The sequence below is a fragment of the Streptococcus sp. HMSC072D03 genome (assembly GCF_001812855.1).
GTDB classification, from domain to species: domain Bacteria; phylum Bacillota; class Bacilli; order Lactobacillales; family Streptococcaceae; genus Streptococcus; species Streptococcus salivarius_D.
Map to the genome: position 1 here is coordinate 68,544 of NZ_KV810649.1, position 21,866 is coordinate 90,409.

Annotated in this window: 20 protein-coding genes; 15 read left to right on the top strand and 5 right to left on the bottom strand. The window is 39.9% G+C overall.

The annotated features are described in order from the left end of the window. The first annotated feature begins 98 nt into the window (after nucleotides 1-98). The 5 genes from HMPREF2877_RS04290 (at nucleotide 99) to HMPREF2877_RS04310 (ending at nucleotide 4,130) form a co-directional block, all read left to right on the top strand. A complete protein-coding gene (locus HMPREF2877_RS04290; protein WP_070578780.1) occupies nucleotides 99-1,022 on the top strand; it encodes an aldo/keto reductase in 924 nt (307 codons plus the stop codon). Between the two features lie 150 nt (nucleotides 1,023-1,172). Beyond that, the gene (locus tag HMPREF2877_RS04295) at nucleotides 1,173-1,748 is read left to right on the top strand and encodes a TetR/AcrR family transcriptional regulator (RefSeq protein WP_070578783.1); all 576 of its coding nucleotides are present in this window, start codon (nucleotides 1,173-1,175) and stop codon (nucleotides 1,746-1,748) included. Beyond that, nucleotides 1,745-2,425 (top strand): ABC transporter ATP-binding protein, encoded by a 681-nt coding sequence (locus tag HMPREF2877_RS04300; RefSeq protein ID WP_070578786.1) that lies wholly within the window; start codon nucleotides 1,745-1,747, stop codon nucleotides 2,423-2,425. The genes HMPREF2877_RS04295 and HMPREF2877_RS04300 overlap by 4 nt, the downstream gene beginning before the upstream one ends. Before the next feature lie 3 nt (nucleotides 2,426-2,428). Continuing rightward, entirely contained in the window at nucleotides 2,429-3,574 is a 1,146-nt protein-coding gene (locus HMPREF2877_RS04305) for an FtsX-like permease family protein (RefSeq protein WP_070578789.1), read from the top strand. A gap of 295 nt (nucleotides 3,575-3,869) precedes the next feature. Continuing rightward, nucleotides 3,870-4,130, top strand: a complete 261-nt coding sequence (locus HMPREF2877_RS04310; protein WP_002885327.1) for a SemiSWEET family transporter — start codon at nucleotides 3,870-3,872, stop codon at nucleotides 4,128-4,130. 107 nt (nucleotides 4,131-4,237) lie between these two features. On the opposite strand, the gene HMPREF2877_RS04315 is transcribed toward HMPREF2877_RS04310, so the two are convergent. After that, nucleotides 4,238-4,720: a glutathione peroxidase gene (locus HMPREF2877_RS04315; RefSeq protein WP_045768568.1), complete on the bottom strand. Its 483-nt coding sequence runs from the start codon at nucleotides 4,718-4,720 to the stop codon at nucleotides 4,238-4,240. Between the two features lie 382 nt (nucleotides 4,721-5,102). Here HMPREF2877_RS04315 and HMPREF2877_RS04320 point away from each other — a divergent pair, with 382 nt between their 5' ends. From HMPREF2877_RS04320 to HMPREF2877_RS04340, 5 genes are all read left to right on the top strand, one after another. Further along, complete coding sequence (locus HMPREF2877_RS04320) at nucleotides 5,103-6,101, top strand: uroporphyrinogen decarboxylase family protein (RefSeq protein ID WP_045772309.1); 999 nt, start codon at nucleotides 5,103-5,105, stop codon at nucleotides 6,099-6,101. 18 nt (nucleotides 6,102-6,119) lie between these two features. Then, on the top strand, nucleotides 6,120-6,986 hold the full coding sequence (locus tag HMPREF2877_RS04325) for a transporter substrate-binding domain-containing protein (protein ID WP_004182285.1): 867 nt from the start codon (nucleotides 6,120-6,122) through the stop codon (nucleotides 6,984-6,986). 68 nt (nucleotides 6,987-7,054) lie between these two features. Further along, complete coding sequence (locus HMPREF2877_RS04330) at nucleotides 7,055-7,747, top strand: amino acid ABC transporter permease (RefSeq protein ID WP_045772310.1); 693 nt, start codon at nucleotides 7,055-7,057, stop codon at nucleotides 7,745-7,747. A gap of 3 nt (nucleotides 7,748-7,750) precedes the next feature. Continuing rightward, entirely contained in the window at nucleotides 7,751-8,437 is a 687-nt protein-coding gene (locus tag HMPREF2877_RS04335; protein WP_004182287.1) for an amino acid ABC transporter permease, read from the top strand. Nucleotides 8,438-8,448: 11 nt separating this feature from the next. After that, complete coding sequence (locus HMPREF2877_RS04340) at nucleotides 8,449-9,213, top strand: amino acid ABC transporter ATP-binding protein (RefSeq protein WP_021143941.1); 765 nt, start codon at nucleotides 8,449-8,451, stop codon at nucleotides 9,211-9,213. 163 nt (nucleotides 9,214-9,376) lie between these two features. Here HMPREF2877_RS04340 and HMPREF2877_RS04345 read toward each other — a convergent pair whose 3' ends face one another. Then, on the bottom strand, nucleotides 9,377-12,526 hold the full coding sequence (locus HMPREF2877_RS04345; RefSeq protein WP_045772311.1) for a KxYKxGKxW signal peptide domain-containing protein: 3,150 nt from the start codon (nucleotides 12,524-12,526) through the stop codon (nucleotides 9,377-9,379). Between the two features lie 326 nt (nucleotides 12,527-12,852). On the opposite strand from HMPREF2877_RS04345, the gene HMPREF2877_RS04350 reads away from it, so the two are divergent. The 3 genes from HMPREF2877_RS04350 (at nucleotide 12,853) to HMPREF2877_RS04360 (ending at nucleotide 17,506) form a co-directional block, all read left to right on the top strand. Then, complete coding sequence (locus tag HMPREF2877_RS04350; RefSeq protein ID WP_070578792.1) at nucleotides 12,853-14,238, top strand: amino acid permease; 1,386 nt, start codon at nucleotides 12,853-12,855, stop codon at nucleotides 14,236-14,238. A 74-nt stretch (nucleotides 14,239-14,312) separates the two neighbouring features. Continuing rightward, the gene (locus HMPREF2877_RS04355) at nucleotides 14,313-14,756 is read left to right on the top strand and encodes an ASCH domain-containing protein (protein WP_045772312.1); all 444 of its coding nucleotides are present in this window, start codon (nucleotides 14,313-14,315) and stop codon (nucleotides 14,754-14,756) included. Between the two features lie 119 nt (nucleotides 14,757-14,875). Next, nucleotides 14,876-17,506, top strand: coding sequence for a carbohydrate-binding domain-containing protein (locus HMPREF2877_RS04360; RefSeq protein WP_070578795.1), 2,631 nt, complete (start codon nucleotides 14,876-14,878; stop codon nucleotides 17,504-17,506). Nucleotides 17,507-17,572: 66 nt separating this feature from the next. On the opposite strand, the gene HMPREF2877_RS04365 is transcribed toward HMPREF2877_RS04360, so the two are convergent. From HMPREF2877_RS04365 to HMPREF2877_RS04375, 3 genes are all read right to left on the bottom strand, one after another. After that, nucleotides 17,573-17,767, bottom strand: coding sequence for a CsbD family protein (locus HMPREF2877_RS04365; RefSeq protein ID WP_013990383.1), 195 nt, complete (start codon nucleotides 17,765-17,767; stop codon nucleotides 17,573-17,575). A gap of 66 nt (nucleotides 17,768-17,833) precedes the next feature. After that, complete coding sequence (locus HMPREF2877_RS04370) at nucleotides 17,834-18,466, bottom strand: DUF421 domain-containing protein (RefSeq protein ID WP_002885232.1); 633 nt, start codon at nucleotides 18,464-18,466, stop codon at nucleotides 17,834-17,836. Further along, nucleotides 18,463-18,915, bottom strand: coding sequence for a DUF3290 family protein (locus HMPREF2877_RS04375; RefSeq protein ID WP_002885310.1), 453 nt, complete (start codon nucleotides 18,913-18,915; stop codon nucleotides 18,463-18,465). Before HMPREF2877_RS04375 ends, HMPREF2877_RS04370 begins: the two co-directional genes overlap by 4 nt. Nucleotides 18,916-19,289: 374 nt before the next feature. On the opposite strand from HMPREF2877_RS04375, the gene manA reads away from it, so the two are divergent. Continuing rightward, entirely contained in the window at nucleotides 19,290-20,231 is a 942-nt protein-coding gene (gene manA / locus HMPREF2877_RS04380) for a mannose-6-phosphate isomerase, class I (protein ID WP_070578798.1), read from the top strand. Nucleotides 20,232-20,443: 212 nt separating this feature from the next. Continuing rightward, nucleotides 20,444-21,772, top strand: coding sequence for a branched-chain amino acid transport system II carrier protein (gene brnQ, locus HMPREF2877_RS04385; RefSeq protein WP_014632963.1), 1,329 nt, complete (start codon nucleotides 20,444-20,446; stop codon nucleotides 21,770-21,772). The last annotated feature ends 94 nt before the right edge of the window (nucleotides 21,773-21,866 follow it).

Consider the following 21,866-nt stretch of genomic DNA (forward strand, 5'->3'; position numbering starts at 1 on the left):
ATCATCTAAGCCCTCAGTTGAAACTGAGGGTCTTTTATTTCACAATTGATTTTTGAAACCCTTTTCACTACAATAGAGATACAGAAAAGGAGGCAGAGATGAAGTATATTGATTTTGCTGAAAATGAGCGTTTGTCAACGATTGTCCTTGGGATGATGCGTATTAGCGAATTGAGTGAATATGAGGTCGAGGCCTTGGTGGAGGCAGCCTTGTCGATTGGAATCAACACCTTTGATTTGGCGGATATTTATGGAAATGGTAAGTGTGAGGTCCTGCTGGGCAAGGTCCTCAAACGTCGTCCTGATCTTCGAGACCAGATGTGGATCCAGTCTAAGTGTGGGATTCGCAAAGATGGCTTTACCTATTTTGATTTTTCGAAGGAATATATTTTGGACTCTGTCGATGGCATCCTCGAGCGCCTGCAGATTGAACGCTTGGATAGTCTTCTTCTTCACCGACCGGATGCCCTCATGGAACCAGAAGAGGTTGGAGAGGCATTCAATCACTTGGAGCAAGTGGGCAAGGTTCGTCATTTTGGGGTGTCCAATCAAAATCCCATGATGATGGAATTGCTTAAGACGGCTGTCAAACAACCTCTCAAGGTCAACCAGTTGCAGTTGAGTGCCGCCTTTACACCGAGCTTTGAAGCTGGTTTTCATGTCAACATGGAAGGGCCAAAAGCAGCCGTGCGAGATGGCAGTGTTTTTGAGTATTGTCGCTTAACTGATACGGTGATTCAGGCCTGGTCTGTCCTCCAGCATGGCTATTTCAAGGGAAATTTTGTCGGCAATGAAGAGTTTGCGGACCTCAATCACGTCCTCAATGACTTGGCGAAAAAATACCAAGTCACTCCGACAGCTATCGCCCTTGCTTGGGTCCTTCGCTATCCAGGTAAGATGCAGGCAGTCATTGGAACGACCAAGCCCCAACATGTCCTTGAAGCAGGGAAAGCAGCAGAAGTTACCCTGACTCGCAAGGAATGGTACCAAATCTACCTAGCTGCAGGAAATGATTTGCCTTAGAATATTTATTAGTAGACCAGACTTCACTTGTATCAGTGGGCTGGTTTTTTTGTTTTATGCTTTACGGATTTTTCTTGACAATTCTTTCTTTGTTATGGTATTCTTTATGCAACATATGTTGCGCAACAACTGTTGCGAGAAAGGGATCTTATGCCACCAAAGGTTAAATTTAGTAAAGAGACTATGATTGGGACGGCTTTACAATTGGTGAGAGAAGAGGGCATGGCTAGTTTGACGGCTAGGGCATTAGCTGAGAAACTGGGAGCTACACCAAGAGTCATTTTTGGGCAATTTGCTAATATGTCTGAGTTACAAGCAGAAGTTATTGTTGCTGCGGAAATGGTAGTGGTGCAGTATATACGCAAGGCTTTAGAAGACGAGAAGCCTTTTCGGTCTGTCGGGGTTGCTTATATCCTTTTCGCCTCAAAAGAGCCCCAACTTTTTCAATTGCTTTTCCAAAATCCTAGCAAAGATCCGATTCGTCGCTTTCAAGAATTTCTTCCCATGAAGGATCATAGTTACCAATTGGTTCTGGATTCGATTGTCGCAGACTATCCGTTGACATTAGAGGAGGCTAGTCGCCTGTACCAGCATCTATTTATCTACTCACACGGGATGGCCTCTATGGTTGCTTCTGGTATTTATCAGTTCAGCATGGAAGAAGTGATTGGTTTATTGACAGAAGTTTGTCAATCTCTCATCAAAGAAATGGTAGGAAAGAAATGATTCAACTAGAAAATGTTCACAAAAGTTACGGCCAAACCAAGGTCTTAAAAGGGATTGATTTGCAGATTCAAGACCAGGATGATGTGGTTGTCCTAGGTCCTTCTGGATCAGGAAAGTCAACCCTCTTAAACGTATTATCCGGATTAGAAAAGGTAGATGAGGGGCATATTCTCATTCAAGGACAGGATTTGTCTCAACTCACGGATGCTCAATTGACAGCCTTTAGACGTGAGAAGATAGCCTTTATTTTTCAGCAGTATTATTTATTGCCGAATCTCACGGTTAGACAGAATGTAAAGATGGGAGCTGACCTGGCAAGCAATCATGATTTTTTGCAGATTATCGAGGATTTGGGTCTTGGCGATAAGCTGGACAAGTATCCAAGTGAATTGTCTGGTGGGGAACAGCAGAGAGTCTCCATTGCTCGTGCCTTGGCCAAAAAGCCAGAGATTCTTTTCTTAGATGAGCCGACGGGGGCCCTGGATGAAGAAACAGGGCGCAAGATTCTCGACTATATCTGGAAGTTGAAGGAAAAGTTGGGCTTTACCCTCATCATGGTGACGCACAACCAAAATATTGCGGATATGGCCAGAACCATCATTCGTGTCAATAGTGGCAAGATTACTGAAGTTGTGACCAATGATCAACCTCAGACTGCCTATGAGATTGGATGGTAAGCCATGTTTTCAGTAAAAGATATTCGAAAATTAGTTGTCGTCAGTATCATTGGGGCTTGTGCGGTCTTTGTGGCCAATCTCTTCTTGAATTTTTACCTGGATATCGAGCAGGTGGAGATTTCTAAAACCAATCCCATGATTACGACTTACTATGATGCCCAGGTTTCGCTTTCCTGGATGGTGGCCATGGTCAGTGGGGTTGTCTTGTCCTTGACGTCGGTTCTTCTCATGTGTTTTCATATCAAACAATTTGTTGATGACCACAGGGAACAATTAGGGATTTTAAAGGCTTTGGGCTATAGCAATGGCCAGTTGGCGAAACGATTTTGGGCTTTTGGACTCAGTTTTGGAGTTGGAGCACTTCTTGGCTATTTCGCTTCTTTTCTTATGATGGGTCATTTTTATGACTTTCGCAATGAGAAGGAAATTTTGCCAGACATTACCATTCATTTTCACTGGCAGCTCTTAGTTGCTTTGGTGATGCTGCCAACGACTTTCTTTATGGTCCTTGCGATTGGCTATGCTAGAAGACAACTACAAACGCCGGCCCTTCGCTTATTGAAAAAATCTCCAACACCGATTAAGGTCAAAAGGAGAAAAAGGGCTTCTAAGAAAGAGAAATCCTTCCTAAAAGAGCTGTCTTCGTCGCTGATTTGGAGGAGAAAATCGATCTTGTTTTTTGTGGTCTTTGGCTCCATGTGTTTCGCGTCCATGGTTCAATTGTCTTTTGGGCTAAGGGACTACACAGATGACATCATCCAAACCATGATGATTATGATTGGCTTAATTCTTTCTTTCTCGATTCTCTTTTTGTCATTAGGGATTGTCATCTCAGAAAGTCGCGAAACCTTGGCCTTGATGAAGGCTTTTGGCTACACAAATCGTGAATGCCAAAGTCATATTCTCGCTCCCTATCGTTTTTGGGCTTATCTAGGATTTGTTTTAGGGACGGTTTATCAATACGGTATCATGGAAATCTTGATTGGTGTAATCAAAGATACAGTTCCTGAAAAGATTGAGCATCACTTTGATTGGATTGTTTGCTTCCGGACCTTGCTTGGCTTTGCTGTGGTTTATGAAAGCCTGTTTTATCTATCCAACAGAAAACTCCAAAAGCAAACCATCAAAGAAGTACTCTTAGCTGAATGATTTATGACAGTAATCCTTAATATCAGTGCTTTTTAATGAGAAAAAATAGAAGATTGATTGACTTTAGACCTCTTCACGAGGTCTTTTTCTCTTATGAAAACGCTACATAAGAGACTAAATGCACTATCACAATCTTGTGATAGTTTACATCTTCTTAACATTGTCCCGAAATTCTTGCATTCTCTATTGTTAAAGCGTAAGATAGACACTGTTTTAATTTTAGTGCATTAAAACATGTCTTGTAATATTTCTAGATGTACAAGGCAGAAAGAATCTTATGAAAGAGGAGTCTCGAATGTCAGATAAACAAATGAAAACCCTTGGTTGGGTGGCAACCTTCATGTCAGTTATGATGTATGTATCATACGTGCCACAAATCATGGACAATTTGTCTGGTCATAAAGGAAACTTTATCCAACCATTGGTAGCTGCAGTCAACTGTAGCCTTTGGGTTTACTATGGTCTCTTTAAAAAAGAACGTGACCTTCCCCTTGCTGCGGCCAATGCACCAGGTATTATCTTTGGTTTAATTACAGCATTGACAGCTTTGTTCTAAAATAAAGCAAAATTTCTTTCTATACTATTTTTCTTAACGCAGAAAACGAGAGCAGAACTAGCGACAGTCAAAGATTGTCGTTCTAGTTTCACTCTCGTTTTTTGTTTTTAGTTATTAAGAAGAGCCTTGATAGCATCTTCCATTTTTAGTGGGTACGTTTTGGAAGAAAAGCGTTCGACCACTTGACCTTCACGGTTAATCAAAAACTTAGCAAAATTCCATTCGATTCTAGCCCCAAGCGGTCCAGATTTTTCTTGTTTTAGCCAATCAAAAAGTGGTTCTGCTTCCTTACCATTGACCTTGATTTTGGCAAATCGAGGGAAGGTTGTATGGTAATTGAGGGTGCAGAAGGTATTGATTTCTTCAGCACTACCAGGTGCCTGCCCCATAAATTGATTACAAGGAAAATCAAGAATCTCGAATCCTTGGTCTTTGTATTTGTCATAGAGTTCCTGTAAGCCCTGATACTGTGGCGTTAAACCACAACCTGTTGCTGTATTAACAATTAGAACTACCTTTCCCTTATAGTCCTGGAGAGACACAGGTTGGTCAGCTTGATCTGAAACTGTAAAATCGTATAAGGATGTCATAGAAAATCTCCTTTTATTTGTTTGAGACTATTATAGCAAAGTTAGTCAGAGAAGTGATTTTTCAGGAAGACTAGAGATTAAATGGTGTTTGTGATAGTAATTCTTTATCTTTGATTTAGGTTTACTTATTACTAATTGTGATGATACTAAATGGAGATATATTGCTCTAGAGTATATAACACAAGGTTTAAACGAGATTTGAATGTTATACTCATAAATTAAATTTATAACCCAGGATAAAATTTCTTTATTTTTCGGATGTGATAATCTCTGATAAGATAATGTCATTCAGTTTTGAAGCAGCTAGTGATAATTGGAGTTGAAAGTATTTTAGGTATGTTCATTGGCTGTTGATATTAGGATAAGAGAAAAGGAGATTCTTATGTCAGAAAAAAGAGAGTTAGTTTTGAAAGCATTTCGTGGAGAAAGTGTTGATCGTGTCCCGGTAGGATTTTGGCATCATTTTACTACTGAAGACGAGTGGTTACATGGTTTTGAAAATCCAGAAATTATTGATAAAAATAAGGCTGGTCATAAAAAATTTATTGAAGAAGTCAAACCTGATTTTGTTAAATTGATGAGTGATGGTTTCTTTGCATATCCACAGCCTGCTTTTAAAGACTTTAAGTCAATCAGTGATTTGCAAACAATTGAACCTTTAGGTGCAAATCATCCTTGGATTTCTGCTCAAGTTGAACTTGTAAAAAGTTTGATTGCTGATTTTCCTGAAGATATTGTTGCAATTTACAATATCTTCGCTCCGGTTACTTATTTTAAATGGTTAGTTGGAAAGGTTTCAGGTGGAGATGATACTATCGCAGATTACATTGAGGAGAACCGTGAAGCTTTGAAGCATGTTTTAGATGTTATTGGAGAAGACATTGCAAGTCTTAGTCAGAGAGTGATTAAAGAAGCTGGTGCTGATGGTATTTACCTAAGTGTTCAAAGTATTCAAGATAATCGTGTTAGCGCTGAGATTTATAAGGAAATCATTGCTCCAAGTGAATTAAAGGTTTTAGAAGTAGCTAATGAGGCCAAGGGTTACAATATTCTACATATTTGCGGTTACGAAGGGGCCCGTAATAACATCGAACTCTTTAAAGATTATCCTGCTCAGGTAGTTAATTGGGCGGTTGGTCCTGAGGGAATTAGTTTGGCAAAAGGCCGTAACATTTTTGGAGGTCGTACAGTTCTTGGTGGGTTTGAAAATGGAAAAGATGGTCTTCTATATACTGGAACTAAAACAGCTATTCAAGAAAAGGTTAGGGAGATTATTGCTGATACTGGAACCCAAGGGTTAATCATTGGTGCTGATTGCACGATTCCAAGTGATATTAACCATGAGCGTATTGAATGGGTACGTGAAGCAGCAATTTTGTAAGAAAAAGGAGAGATTAATATGAGTAAAAAGACATGGATTATTGGTGGAGCAGTTGTTGTAGCACTTATTGGGGCTACAGTTATTGGACGTAGCTTAACAGGAGATAAAAAAGCAAAATCAGACTCTGGAAAGGTAACAACATTAAAAGTTGCCCATACTCAAAACTATGTTCCTTATGATTTTGTTGATAAGGATGGTAATTCTGATGGCTATGAGGTAGCTGTATTAAAGGAAATTGATAAAAAGCTTCCACAGTACAAATTTGAATATACTGGAACAAGTGATGATGACCTTTTGATTGGTTTAGAGTCAGGTAAATATGACATTGGTACTAAGGGCGCGTGGTATACAGATGAACGTGCTAAAAAATTTATTATTCCTAAAGATCCAATTGGAGCAAGTATTATTGGATTTACCATTCGTAAGGATGATAAAGATAAATATAAAAATATCTCTGACTTTGCAAAACAAAATGGTCGATTGGTGCCAATCTCACCACAAAATGCTCAGTGGAATGTTATTAAAGACTACAACGATGAACATAAAGATCAACCAATCGAGTTGACATCTGCGGAATCTTTCCAAGTTTCAGATGCCTATGCTTGGGTTCTGGAAAATCGTTATGATGCTTACTTTGATATTAAATTATCTTTTGAAAAGGCTGTAACTGATAAAGATGGAGCGTATCATCAATATGCAGATAAATTGACTTGGTTCCCTTATAAAGGAATTCCAACCTATCCACTCTTGCATCGTGATAGTAAGAATGAAGAGTTTTCAAAAGAATATACTAAGGCAATTAAGGAACTAAAAGAAGACGGTACACTTGAAAAGTTATCTAAAAAATACTTTGGTGAGGATGTCTTCTCATACGTAGACAAATAAGTAATTGTAACGTCGTAAAAGTAGGATGTTTTGATAAGCTTCTGAAGTGAGTTTAGTTAGGAGAAATTATGGTCAATTATGACATTTCAAAAGTTTTTGGAGCATTACCTGAAATCATAAAGGGCTTACCGATGACATTATTGGTTATCTTATTAACGACTTTACTTGGGTCGTTATTAGGAGGATTAGTTGCTTGGGCAAGCCTTTCTAAGGATAAAGCTTTAGAGAATTTGGCTAAGGGATATGTTTTTATCTTACGCTGTACCCCACCGATTGTCTTGCTATTTTTAGTATTTTACGGAGTTCCAGAATTTCTTAATTGGTGGTTAGGATTAGATATTAATTATTGGTCAAAATTGATATTTGTTCTTGTGACTATGGTTCTCCTATTCTCAGCAATGATATCAGAAGTATTTAAAGCAGCTTATCAAGCAATCCCTAAAGGACAATTAGAAGCTGGGCTTAGTATTGGGCTTACTTCTGAACAAACCTTTGTAAGAATAATTGCCCCTCAAGCATTTAAGGTTGCTTTACCAAATATTACAACAGCTATACTTAACCTTATGCGTGATGCAGCTTTGGCTTATACGATTGGTTTTATTGATGTTATGGGCAAAGGGAACCTTTTGATTAGTCGCCATTTAGGAAATTATTCTTTGGAGACTTATACAGCTGTTGCCTTTGTTTATTGGGGAATAGCATTAATTCTATCGTTGATTTCTAGGATAGCAGAGCAACAATTGAGTGTAAAAGAGAGGTAAAAAATGAATATTACTTTTATTATAGATACCTTTATCAAGGCTTTATATGGTGTTCCGGTAACACTGGGAATCATGGTTGTGGCTATTCTATTGAGTTTTCTACCTGCTTTATTTCTCGCTTTGGGTCAAATTTATAAGGTACGAGGTGTTAAGACTTTTTCAATTGTGTATCTTGCGTTTATTCGTGCAACACCTCCAATTCTTTTAATTTTATTCTTTTATAGTTTGTTCCCTAGTTTGTTAAATCAGTTTTTTAAAGGTATTGGGAGTCACATAGATGTCTTCAAAGTTAATCCGCTTTACTATGCTTTTATTATCTATAGCTTGATGACGACAGGAAGCTTGTCGGAAATCATTCGATCAGCATTACTAACTGTTGATAAAGGTCAACTAGAAGCTGCTCAAGCCATAGGTTTAACAACAAGACAAGCCTATCTGAGAATCGTTTTTCCACAGGCACTTAAGGCTGCGCTTCCAAATTTGTGTAACTTAGTTATCAATATTGTAAAAGGAACGTCACTTGTCTTTGTTATGACGATAAAAGATATTACCGCAATTGCACGAGTCGAAGCAGCATATGGATATCAATATTTTGAATCTTATTTTGTCATCTTCATTTTATATTTAATCATTTGTGGTATCATTCAAGTTCTCTTTAACTTTGGAGAAAGAAAATTGCAATTTACATAGAGGGAGTCACTATGCTAGAAGCTAAACATATATCAAAAACATTTGGAGATCGTCAGGTTCTTGTTGATGTCAATCTACAAGTGAAACAGGGAGATGTGGTTGTCATCTTGGGACCATCAGGTTCAGGAAAAACAACTTTCTTACGTTGCCTTAATCATTTGGAGAAAGCTGATGGAGGTCAATTAACAATTTCGGGTAAGGACTACTCTTTGGATAAGTTATCAAAGAAAGATATTTTAGATATCCGAAAGAAGACAGCTTTTGTATTTCAACATTACAATTTATTTGCAAACAAGACTGCCATTGAGAATATCTTGGAAGGTTTAGTGATTGCTAGGAAAGTTCCCAAAAGTGAAGCGCAAGAGATTGCTGAAGAAGCACTTAAAAAAGTTGGTCTTCTGGATTTTAAAGATTACTACCCATCACAACTTTCAGGAGGACAACAACAACGTATTGGTTTAGCTAGAGCAATAGCAGTAAAACCAGAAGTTATCTTGTTAGATGAACCAACATCGGCCCTTGATCCAGAACTAGTTGGGGATGTTCTGGATGTCATGAAACAACTTGCTCATGAAGGAACAACAATGGTAGTTGTGACTCATGAGATGGGGTTTGCACGAGATGTAGCTAATCATGTCGTTTTCATGGATGGTGGTCATGTCATCGAAGAGGGGAGTCCAAAAGACATTTTTTACAGACCAAAAGAAAAACGTACCCAACAATTTTTGGCACGTATTCTTTCTGATGCTAGTTATGATTTGGAATATATGATTTGATCCATCATTAATAAGTTGTAATTAGAGTATATATTTCTTGTATAAATAAAATAGGCTGAGGTTATTTCTCAGCCTATTTTATGTTTCCTATATGTAATGTTAGTTTATATAGTCCTTAATCCCCACAAAAAAACCAAGACTTTCGTCTCGGTTTCATCTCATCTTATGACACGACATGTCCGTCTTTGTCGAAGGTATAGAGTTTACCATCGATGAGGACAGAGCGGTTTGTGTATTTTTCACCTGTTTTAGGGTCCAAATAGTAGGTGTAGTTATCGACTGTGACAAAGCGTCCTAGGACTTGTTTGCCTTCAGCGTCGAAGTAGAGGACCTTGCCGTCAACTTCTTGGAAGCCGGTCACTTTTTCACCTTTGTCATTGTAGTAATAGTTGTCACCTTTATCGTAGACGATACGATTGCGATAAGCTGGTTCACCCTTGCGGTCAGCAACTACACCATTGTCATCAGCATTATAGGCTCTGTCTCCGATGACAAAACGTCCTGTTTCAAGGTTTCCGCTATCTCGGAAGTAGTAGTCCTTGCCGTCGATGGTTTGCCAACCTGTCAGAGCAGCTCCGTCGTTGCCATAGTAGCGTGTTGGGTAGTATGGGAAGCGTGGAGAACCTTCGTAGTTGTATGATTTTGAAAAGGCGTTGCGTGTCATGATACCAGTCAATTGGTCAAATTGGTAAGTCTTACCATTGATTGTGACCTCTGTGCCTTTGGCTTGGCGGCCATCGTCATAGAAATAGTAAGTGACGTCATCAAAGGTCTTCAAGCCAGTGACTTTTTGACCATTTTCATAGAGATAACTTGTGCCGCTACGATCCGTCTGCAATTGGTCAAAGTGGATGGCTTTTTCTTTTGCCGCATCAATACCCTTGGCATCAAAATTAAAGGTTACACCGCGATAAGTAAGGGCCTTGTTGGTTGTTGCAATGGCAACGTTTGTGGTCACTTTTTGGCCATTTGGTGCGGTGAAGGTCATTGGTGTTGAGTCGAAATGGTAGAGGTGTCCATTAAGAATATCCCATTCGTCAAAAGTTGACCATTGTGATTGGCGGACGTTACTATATTTAGATCCAAGAATCTTACCATCATATTGATAAGGACCTTCTTTGATATTACCGTCGTTATCTGTGACATAGACACCTTCAAGTTCATACGAATTTTCACCAGTACGCTTGAACTCAGGATAGAGACCGTTTGTCAAGAGTTTTCCATCTGGGCTAAAGAGTTGAGAGTTGATAACTCCTGTGTAGAGGTTTCCTTTAGGTGTGTCGTTATCAGAATAGTCGCTACCATAATAACGGTTGCCATCAACTTCAAACCAACCTGTCTTGAAGGCACCATCATTGCCAGCGTAGTAGATAGTTTCAGAGAAGTCACCATAACGACCAGTAGATTTATCATGGTAGAAGGCATTACGAAGGACAGCACCAGTGTCTTTGTTGGCAAAGTAGTGGTTATCACCTAGGTTGAAAATCTTTCCTCGAATTTGTTGTCCCTTATCGTTGAAGTAGTAGAGGTCCTTGTTAATAGTTTGGAAACCAGTGACCTTTTTGCCATTAGCATCGTAGTAGTACCATTCTTGATCAGTACCTTTAACAAATTGATTTCGATTTGTGGTTTGGTCAGCTTTAGTAGTCGCCACACCATTGCTATCAAAGTTATAGACCGTACCGTTTAAGGTAAGTGAGCGATTTACCCACTTGTCACCTGTATTTGGATCGAAGTAGTAAGTTTTACCACCAACAGTAACCAGTTGTCCCTTGGCTTGGACACCATATTCGTGGAAATAAAGGTTCTGTCCGTTAATGGTTTGGAAACCAGATACGGCTTTACCATCAGCTCCGAAGTAGTACCAAGAGTTGTCTCTATTGATAAATTGGTTAGTTACTGGATTTCCATTATCTTTATCGAAATAGTAGATATCGTTATCGTAGTAAAGGAAGTCCCCTTTGACTTGTTGACCACTATCATTGAAGTAGTGAAGGCTACCATCTACCGTTTGAAAGCCATGAAGCGCTTTACCGTCTTTACCAAAGTAATACCAATTCCCCTTGTCGTCAGAAACATAGCGATTGGTTACCATGATACCAGTCTTGGGGTCAAAATAATACTGTTCACCATAAAGCTCTTTGGTAATTGTCTTATTGTGTGCTTGGCTACGGTCTATAAAGGTTGTACTGAATCTCATTGTACCCGAGAAACCTTTAGTTGCCTTGAAGTCACTCATGTAATACCAATTCCCAGCTTTATCCGAAACAAAGACAAAATTAGGTTGATAGCCAGTAGCATCAAAATAGTAGGTGTTACCATTTTCAGTGACAAAATCATCTTTAACCATCTTGCCATCTTTGTCGAAGTAGTAATAGCCTGAGTATTTGTGATTGGCACCATCAACATAGTGGAGACCTGTTACGCGACGTCCATTGTCTTTATCGAAATAGTAGCTATCACCATTAATAGTGACGATTTCATTTTTAGCTTGTCGACCATCTTCGTGGAAGTAGAGATTAAATGTATCAATGGTCTGAGCACCAGTGACGGGTTTACCATCTTTGCCGAGGTAATACCAGTTGTGGTTGTTGTCTTCAATAAACTGGTTGCGTTTGTTTGTTTCAGGTAGAACTGCTGTCAAACGACCTTGGGCATCAGCTTTGTAGGCTTGACCATCGATGTTGATAGAGGTATTGGTTACCTTACGTCCATTGGCTTTATCATAGTAGAAATATTGTCCATTTTCTGTGATAATCTCACCCTTGGCTTGCTTGCCATCCTCGTGGAAATAAAGGTCGAAATGGTCAACGTTTTGGGCACCAGTCAGATTTTTCCCGTCTTTAAGGTAGTACCAGTTGCCCTCAGCATCGCTCTTGAATTGACCGCCAGAAACGACAGCAGTTTCAACAGATTCCAGTGCTTGGCTGTTTACTTCAGTGACTGTGTTAGCTGTTTCTGAAGTTGAAGTAGCAGTTCTCGTTTCGCCACTAGACAAATTGTAAGTGCTACTTGCTTGGTCTTCTTTAAGGACTGGCTGCTTATCAGTTGTGACAGTAGCAGTTGTATCACTTGCCTTATTGGTTGCGCCTTGATCAGCTTTTGTCGTAGCTACAGTTGTTTCTGTGACGACAAGCTCAGGATCCTGGCTGACGCTTTCAGGTGTGCTAGCTGAGGTAACTTGATTTGTAGCTTGTTCGTCGGCAGAGACACCAACTCCAATCAATGAGGCACCAAGTGCCAAACCAGACACGGCAATGGTAACCCATTGTTTTTTCACTTTATGAAGTTTAAAATGAACTTTATTTTCCATAAAATTTCCCCTTTTCCTTTTTAATGACCCCATTCTAACATCTTTCATTAGAAGAATCAAACGCATTCATAAGATTTTCATGTTTTTTTCTAAAAATTGAAAATTCTTTCCAGATAAGGATTTGAGAAACAAAAAAGAATGCTAAAGGACCACTTTAGCAAGCTCCTTTTAATCGAGATGTATGTAAAATTAAAAAGTAAGCATTAGGAGTCCCCATTTTTGGCATAGCATTCAACAATAAAAGTATAAAAATACAGAAAAAGGCCCATTTAGACCAAGAAATATGGTATAATAGTTCGGTATTTCGCAAAAAATGGAGTATAAAAATGAGTATTTTTCGTAAAAAGGATGTCGGTCTCGCTCAGACTGAGATGAAACGACATCTGACCCTTAGGGATGTGGTCCTACTGGGAATCGGTGCCATGGTTGGTACAGGAATCTTTACGATTACTGGTACCGCGGCATCGACTCTGGCTGGTCCTGCCCTGATTATTTCGGTCTTGATTTCAGCCGTGTGTGTTGGGATGTCAGCGATTTTCTTTGCTGAGTTTGCCTCACGTTACCCATCAGCCGGTGGTGTCTACGGTTATCTCTATGCTGTCTGGGGGGAGTATCCTGCCTGGATGGGTGGCTGGTTGACCATGATTGTCTTTATGAATGCCGTATCCAGTGTTGCCTCTGGTTGGGGTGCCTACCTCAAGGGTCTACTGGCTAGCTTTGGTCTTAAGTTGCCTCAAGCCATCAGTGGACCTTTCAATCCCAGTCAAGGTACTTACATTGATCTTTTGCCAGTCTTGGTCTTGGTCTTGGTGACAGCTCTTCTTCTCATGAATTCTAAGCAGGCTTTACGTTTGAACTCCCTATTGGTAGTGCTCAAGTTTTCAGCCTTGGCAGTCTTTATCTTAGTGGGGCTCTTCCATTTGAATCCTAGTAACTGGGCAGATTTTGCGCCATTTGGCTTTGGTCAGATTTATGGAGGAAAAACTGGGATTATGGCAGGTGCCTCCCTCATGTTCTTTGGATTCCTTGGTTTCGAGTCTATCTCTATGACCGTAGATGAGATTAAAGAGCCGCAAAAGAACGTTCCTCGAGGTATCGTTCTTGCCTTGATTATCGTGGCTTCACTCTATGCAGTGGTTTCGCTGGTCTTGACAGGAGTGGTTCACTATACCAAGTTGAATGTTGATGATGCTGTGGCTTATGCCCTTCGCTATATCGGTATTTCTTGGGCAGCCAACTACGTCTCTGTCGTTGCAATTATGACCTTGATTACGGTATGTATTTCAATGGCCTACGCTCTTAGCCGTATGGTTTATAGCCTGGCGCGTGATGGTTTGCTTCCTCAAACCTTCCAAAAGGTTTCAAAGACTAATAAGGTTCCACATCATGCGACACTTTTGACAGGCGTATTGTCAGCTATCTCGGCAGGTATCTTCTCTTTGGCCAATATGGCATCCTTGGTTAACATTGCGACCTTGGCTTACTTGGTCCTCTTGGCTATTGCCCTAATTATTCTTCGTAAGGACAAGGGCTTGCCACAGAAGGACGAGTTCAAGGTTCCATTTGTTCCGGTCTTGCCTATTATTTCAATTATCGTCTGCCTTTCCTTTATGAGTCAGTACAGTTGGCAGACATGGTTAGCCTTTGGTTTGGCAGTGTTAATCGGTTCAGTTATCTATGCCTTTTACGGTTACAAACATTCTAAGTATTAAGATGAAAATGATAGTGCCATCTGGCCTATCATTTTTTGATATAATGGAAGGAAAGTAAAAGCAGGAGTAGATTGATGAAATCAGACCAGATGTGGCAAGCCTATAAGATTTTAAATCAGTCAATCGGAGATAAGATTGATGCCTGGGCCTTTGGCGTGGAAGCAGATTATTTGGCAGAACTCGTATTGATGTGGCAAAAGACAGCAACCAGTTCAGCTTTTGACTTGTATGCAGTGGGGAATGAACCATTGCCCAAGGAAAATGAACTGAGCATCATTCTTGATAGTAAGGAGAATGCTATTTGTATTATTGAAACGACGAAAGTTGAGGTCATCCCATTTAAAGAGGTTTCTGAAGACCATGCCTACAAGGAAGGTGAAGGAGACCGTAAGTTAACCTATTGGCGAGAGCTTCATGAGGATCTCTTTAGCAAATGGTTGCATGAGGTTGGACTACATTTTAGTCAGGACAGTCTAGTTGTGTTGGAAGAATTTAAAGTAGTTTATCCTATAGATTGAAAGTTCCCAATATCTTGGGGACTTTTTACTTTAAGGAAAGATTAACCTTTCTTTAAGTCTTGTCTTAGGTTTCTTGTGTTTAATAGAGGCATCTCAAAAGTAAGAAAGAGGTCTAACATATGACATACAAAGATACGAAACAAACACAAGAACGTTACGCCATTAAAAAATCATCAAAATGGAAAACAGCGGGTTCAGTCCTAGTAGCGAGCTTAATTTTTGGTAGCTCGGTCGTCTTAAATGAAAATAAGGCTTCAGCCGATGAGACTAACACCGAATCAACACTCTCAACGGTTACGACGGGTGAAACCACTGCCGATTTGATTGAAGAAAGTGTGCAGACAGAAGATGCGTCAAATACTAATGAAACAAGTACAGACACTGATACAAGTATTACAACTACGACTTCCGACACGGTTTCATCAGCAACAAGTTCAACATCCGACACAACAGATACATCGACAAGTAGTGAAACATCTGATCAGTCAAGCACATCCTCAACTTCAGAAGCAAGTTCTTCTGAAACTGCTGCAACAACAACTAATGAGACTTCAGAAACGGCAACAACTACTACAGATGAAAGCAGTAGCACTCATACAAGTACAAGCTCCACTGAAGCGACTGCTTCAGAGACAGCTTCAGTTCTAACTAACAATGCTTCAGATACTACGTCTGAGACAACAACAACTGAGTCTAGCAGTACTGATTCAGAAAGCACAACGACCACGATTACCTTTAATGGGACAACTGTGGTAACAAGTGATAGTAGCACAGTAACAGTTGACGGCACTACCGTTACCATTAATCAATCAGGTTCATATACACTAACAGGTAATGGCTCAAGTTATACTATTATTGTGGCTGGTAGCGTGACGGATCCAGTTACAATCTACTTGGATGGAGTGACCTTAACAGATTCCTCAATCACTTCTAATTCCTCAGCAGAATTGACAGTGAATGTCCTTTCAGACAGTTCTATCTCTTCAACTTCTGCTAATGCCATCGAAGCAGCGGGAGCTTTGACTATCACCAGCGGTACTGGAAGTAGCTTGACCCTTTCAAGTACTGAAAAGCACGCCATTAAGGCTGATAGTGTAACGGTTGACTCTGTAACGCTTGATTTGACTTCTGAGGCCAAGGATGGCATCAATGCAACAACAGCTGTAACCATTAAAAATGCCACAGTCAACATCACAGCAACTGATGATGGTATTCAAGTCGAAGACGAAACGGATGTGAATAGTGGTGACTTGACAATTACCGACTCAACGGTAACCATTAATGCGACTGATAAAGGTATCACGGTTACGGATGAATTGACCATTGAAGGCAATTCTAAAGTAACAGTCGTGGCAGGTGACGAAGGCCTTGAAGGACGTTATATCAATTTGACAGGTGGAACCGTTGACATCACTGCTGGAGATGACGGTATTAACGCCACTGAGTGGACGACCAAGGACAGTGCAGACACTTCAAGCCTAACCAACTCGACTTCTGATTTGGAAAATGAAGTTGCCATCAATATTGACGGTGCAACAGTTACAATCCTAGCAGACGGTGATGGTATTGACAGTAACGGGAATGTGACAGTTAAAAGTGGTTCTCTCTATGTCGCTCAGACAAGTGCAGATAATGCGACTATCGACTACGATGGAACAGGTATCATCTCGGGCGGTACCGTTTGGGCCATTGGTAATCAAGGAATGGCTCAGGCCTTTACAACAGGTTCAAGCCAATCTTACATCATGGCTAACATTTCAGGTAGTGCAGGGGACACCATCACAGTCACTGATAGTTCCGGAAATGTTGTTGCCACAACGACAGCGACGTCTTCATTTGGCAATGTGGTCTTTAGTACCGAGAGTCTAACTTCGGGTGAAACCTATACCATCACGACCTCAAGTGGTTCAAGTGCCACTGCAACAGCTACTGAAGAAGGCACAAATAACGGTCCTGGTGCAGGTGGAATGGGTGGCTTCCCAGGTGGAGGCTTTGGTAATACCTCAATGTCTGATAATTTCGGAGGCTATGGGGGACCGACTAGCTATGGCGGAAGCTCTACCAATACTGGTAGCATTAACACACCATGGGGCCAACCAGGTTCGACCAGTTCCGAGAACACGTCTAACACAAGTACTACAAGTTCAACAAGTCAAACGTCTAATACAGGACGTCCTACCCCACCAAACTTTGCTAGTCAAACAAGTAGCTCAAGCTCTACGAATACTAGCACTACGACAGGCAACAGTGCTAGTCAACCAGCTCCCAATGCTTCAGCACTGACAGCGACAAACACGGCTTTATCAAGTCAAAACACGTCAACTTCAAAAACTTCAAGCCCTAAAGTGTCGTCTTTTGAATCACAAACAACAGTTGCAAATCAGTCAGCAGAAGTACAGCCCGCACAGGCAAGGACAGATAAGACAAGTAGCACCCAACAACAAAATCAAGAGACTGCTGAGAAGTTGAATAAGATTCCTACTCAAAATCAAACTTCTGAAGCATCAAAAGGTCAGTCAGTCTTAAGTCAAAAGGAAAATGTTAGCTCAGTTGTACAAACTAATTTTGCTCAGAAACAACATACAAGCTCTAAGGCTAATCAGTCTGCTAAAAGTTCACAAAGTAGCCAAGCAAACCAATCAACGTTACCAGATACTGGTGATGTGAGTAGCTTGGGATTAGGTGCATTAGGAGCTGTACTTATGACAACATCATTTGCACTTAAAGGAAGCAAGCATTCTCGTAAGTAATTTCAGTTTAGAAAACATATAAAAAGAAGTTCTCTTGCCAAATGGCTTGAAAACTTCTTTTTTGTCTTATTTTTTAAAGCTATTTTTAAGGCCTTCAACAGCACCTTCAATGCCTTCTTTAACATCTTCGAGACCGTCTTTTGCTTTTGCTACAACTTTTTCAACAGCACCTTCAATTTCAGTCTTTTTGTCGCCAGTCAGTTTACCAGCACCCTCTTTAAGAGCACCTTTAGCTTGATTCAATTTATCTTCGATTCCCATGATAGAACCTCCTTTTTATGATGAGACCATTGTAGACAATATTAAACGGTAATGCAAGTATTTTGTTTAATAAGTGACAACATTAATCTTTCCTTTATCATATTCAGCGATGAAGATATCTGAAATGTTGTCATATCCCATTTTTTGAAGCTCTTCATTTAACCAATCCTCCGTTTTACCAATAGTATCAAGAATTTCTGTTTGAATGACCCCATCAGTAACGATTGGGTATTTCGGATTTTCATCACCCGCACGAACCACAATCAATTGGCCGTTCTGTTCAATAACTGCACGTTTAACCTCTTTAAGTTGAAAAATTCCTTGGGAACGTAATTTTAAAGCGACATCAGAGGCTGAAAGTCCTTTAGAGCGACAAGCTTCAGGATCTAGTTGACCATGTTTGATGATGACAGTTGGTTTACCGTCAATCAAATGTTTGATAAAGAGAATATTGGTAATTAGCCATTTTAGAAGTAAAATCAAAATCGTCCAAATAATCAAAATCACGATATATTGGAGGATTGAAACGGTACTACTATAAATTGTACCACCGAGGATTGCACCAAGAACAAAGTTCTGTACTTGGTCAGTAGCTGAGCTAGGTGCTAGGTTTCCTTTACCTGTTAAATTGATAACAAAGACGAGTGAAATAAGCCCCAAAGCTAGTTTAATTGCAACAGTAAGATAAAAAGATGTCATTTTTTAACCTCCACGAGTTCAACATCAGACTTGTAAAGTTTTATTTGTTCTAGCAAGTAGCTGTCAGGTTCTGAACCTGAGATGGCACGATAGTACTTGTTTCCAACTTTGAGGATAGCGCCATCTGTAGTAGTAGAAGTATTGACATAAACCTTGCTCTTATCAACGTCAAGATTTTTAGACACAACCTCGATAAAGTGAAGAGATGCTCTAAATTGGTCGTTGTTAGATTGATTGCTTTGGAAATTACTGATAGCAATTAGAACCACGGCAACTAAGGTTAAAATAGAAATAATAGAGAGTTCACGAAACTTAGTATCATGGCGTTCTTTGAAGGCTTTAAAAGCAAATACACCGGTCACTAAAATAAGTCCTGCAGTAATGGCAACCATAACCCAGTTTTGTTGGCTAATCTGACTTAGCACATAGTCATAGGAATAGAATTTCATTGAGAGATTTCCTTTCATAATATCAATAACATTATAGGTTAAAAAGTCTTTAAATTCAATCAATCTATCCGAAAAATGAAGGAATGAGTAGGATTCTTAAAGGAAATTTGCTATTGAAATGACTTGCAGCCATTAAGCCAAAATCTTATGATTTCTTTAAGGACTCTGTTGATATTTTCACAAATTATGCTTATAATTGAGGTAATTACTCGTCAAAGTCTGTTTGTGATTTGCTGATGATGGAGCTTACTGGCTATAGGTGATTTTTGGAACATCCGCTTTAAAGTGGAACTGATTCATTTATCATGATGTGAGTAATCATCTATGTTAAGACATAGATTTTGAGTCTATTCATTCTTATATAAGGAGTTTTTATGTCTGAACCATTATTTTTACAATCTGTTATGCAGGAGAAGATTTGGGGTGGCACGCATTTGCGTGATGTCTTTGGCTACGACATTCCAAGCGACCATGTAGGAGAGTACTGGGCTATTTCCGCACACCCAAATGGTGTTTCTACTATTAAAAATGGTCGCTATGCCGGTCAAACTTTAGATGTTCTTTATGCAGAGCATCGTGAATTGTTTGGAAATCGTCAGGAACCTGTTTTTCCACTTTTAACTAAGATTTTGGATGCCAATGATTGGCTTTCAGTTCAGGTCCATCCAGATGATGCTTATGGACTTGAACATGAAGGTGAACTTGGTAAAACAGAGTGTTGGTATATCATTGCTGCTGAACCAGGTGCTGAAATTATTTATGGCCACAATGCCAAATCAAAAGAAGAACTGCGTCAGCAAATTGAAAGTAAGGATTGGGAAAATCTTTTGACTAAGGTTCCAGTTAAAGCAGGTGATTTCTTCTATGTGCCAAGTGGTACCATGCATGCTATTGGTGCAGGTATCATGGTTCTTGAAACGCAACAATCTAGTGATACGACCTACCGTGTTTATGATTTTGACCGTAAAGATGATCAAGGTAACCTGCGTGAACTCCATCTTGAAAAATCTATCGATGTCCTTAATATCGGTGAGCCAGCCAACAGTCGACCAGTCACAACAAAAGTAGATGACCTCAAATCAACGCTCTTAGTAGCAAGTGATTTCTTTGCTGTTTACAAATGGGAAATCTCAGGTAAGGCTGATTTTGAAAAGACTGCTGATTACGGTTTGTTTAGTGTACTTGACGGTCAAGGAAGTCTCCTTGTTGATGGCCAAGAATATCCAATTGCAAAAGGCAGCCACTTCATTCTACCTAGCGATGTTCAAGCATGGGAAATCAAGGGAGACCTCGAACTGATTGTCAGTCACCCATAATCAAACGATCAAACTAGACGAGATAAGAATCTTGTCTAGTTTTTTCGTACAATGATACAGAAAATTTGCAATTTTAAAAACCTTTCCTAATAAGTCTGAATAGCTTGAAGTTCCAAACTAATCATGTCATACTAAGTAAGTTGACTAAAATAGTAATAAACAAGTTATCTTTTTTGAGATGATATCTTGTTTGTCTTAGATCGGAGAAACTTATGTTAAAAAAGGGAGGCCTTACAGCTTTATTGTTGTTTGGTATGTTCTTTGGAGCGGGAAATCTGACCTTTCCGCCTCAGCTAGGCTTTGAATCTGGAGGTCATTTTTGGCCTGCGATTGCAGGGTTTGTCCTATCAGGTATTGGTATTGCCATCCTAACGCTGGTGATTGGGACCCTAAATCCTAAGGGGTACATTCATGAGATTTCACAAAAAATCTCGCCTAAGTTTGCCCTAGTCTATTTGGCAGTCCTTTATCTGTCTATTGGTCCTTTCTTTGCCATTCCTAGAACGGCAGCAGCAGCCTTTTCGATTGGCTTCTCGCCTTTGATTGGCAGTGGACATACCAGCCTTTGGCTCTTTGTCTTTACCGTAATCTACTTTGCTTTAGCACTTTGGATTGCCATGAACCCATCTAAAATTCTAGATAGTATTGGACGTATCTTAACACCTGTCTTTGCTATTATGATTGTTATGGTTATTGTGGCAGGAGCACTTAAATACGGTGCTCACAGTCCTCAGGATGCAAGTCAAGCCTATCAGGCTTCTGCTTTTGGTAAAGGATTTTTGGAAGGCTACAACACCTTGGATGCCTTGGCTTCTGTGGCCTTCAGTGTAGTAGCAGTAGTCACACTCAACCAATTAGGCTTTAAGTCTAAAAAAGAGTATATTTCGACTATTTGGGTTGTTGGTTTTGTAGTGACGCTTCTCTTTGGTGCTTTATATTTGGGACTCGCCTTTTTGGGCAATCATTTCCCACTCCAAGTGGCAGGCCTACCAAAAGATGCCAATATTGGTGCTAGCGTCTTGTCACAAGCCACACAAGCTATCTTTGGACCAGCGGCTCAAATTTTCCTAGCTATCATGGTGACAGTGACTTGTTTCACAACAACCGCAGGACTTATCGTTGCGACTGGGGAATTCTTCCACAAGGCATTTCCGAAAGTATCCTACAAGGCTTACGCTATTCTCTTTACCTTGATTGGGTTTGCGATTGCCAACTTGGGACTTAACAATATCATTGCTTTCTCAGTGCCAGTGCTTTTGATTCTCTACCCAATCACGATCACGATTGTCATGATTGTAATTGCCAACAAGTTCGTGGCCTTGTCTAAACCAGGTATGCAGGTCACAGTTGCTGTAGTCACTCTGATTGCCTTGCTCAGCGTTCTTGGTAGCCAGTTCGAGCTTGCAGGACTAAATGCCCTTATTAACTTCCTACCATTGTCAGGAGCATCCTTGCCATGGTTGATACCAGCCATCTTGTGTATCCTCTTGTCTCTCGTCTTACCAGATAAGATTAAGAGCGAAAGCTTCGAAATGGAATAAAAATAAAATCCTATCACATTGTGATGGGATTTTTTGTGTGGGGTGAAAAATGAGCTAAACATTAGATAAATAAAAATAGTTAGATTTTATAGAA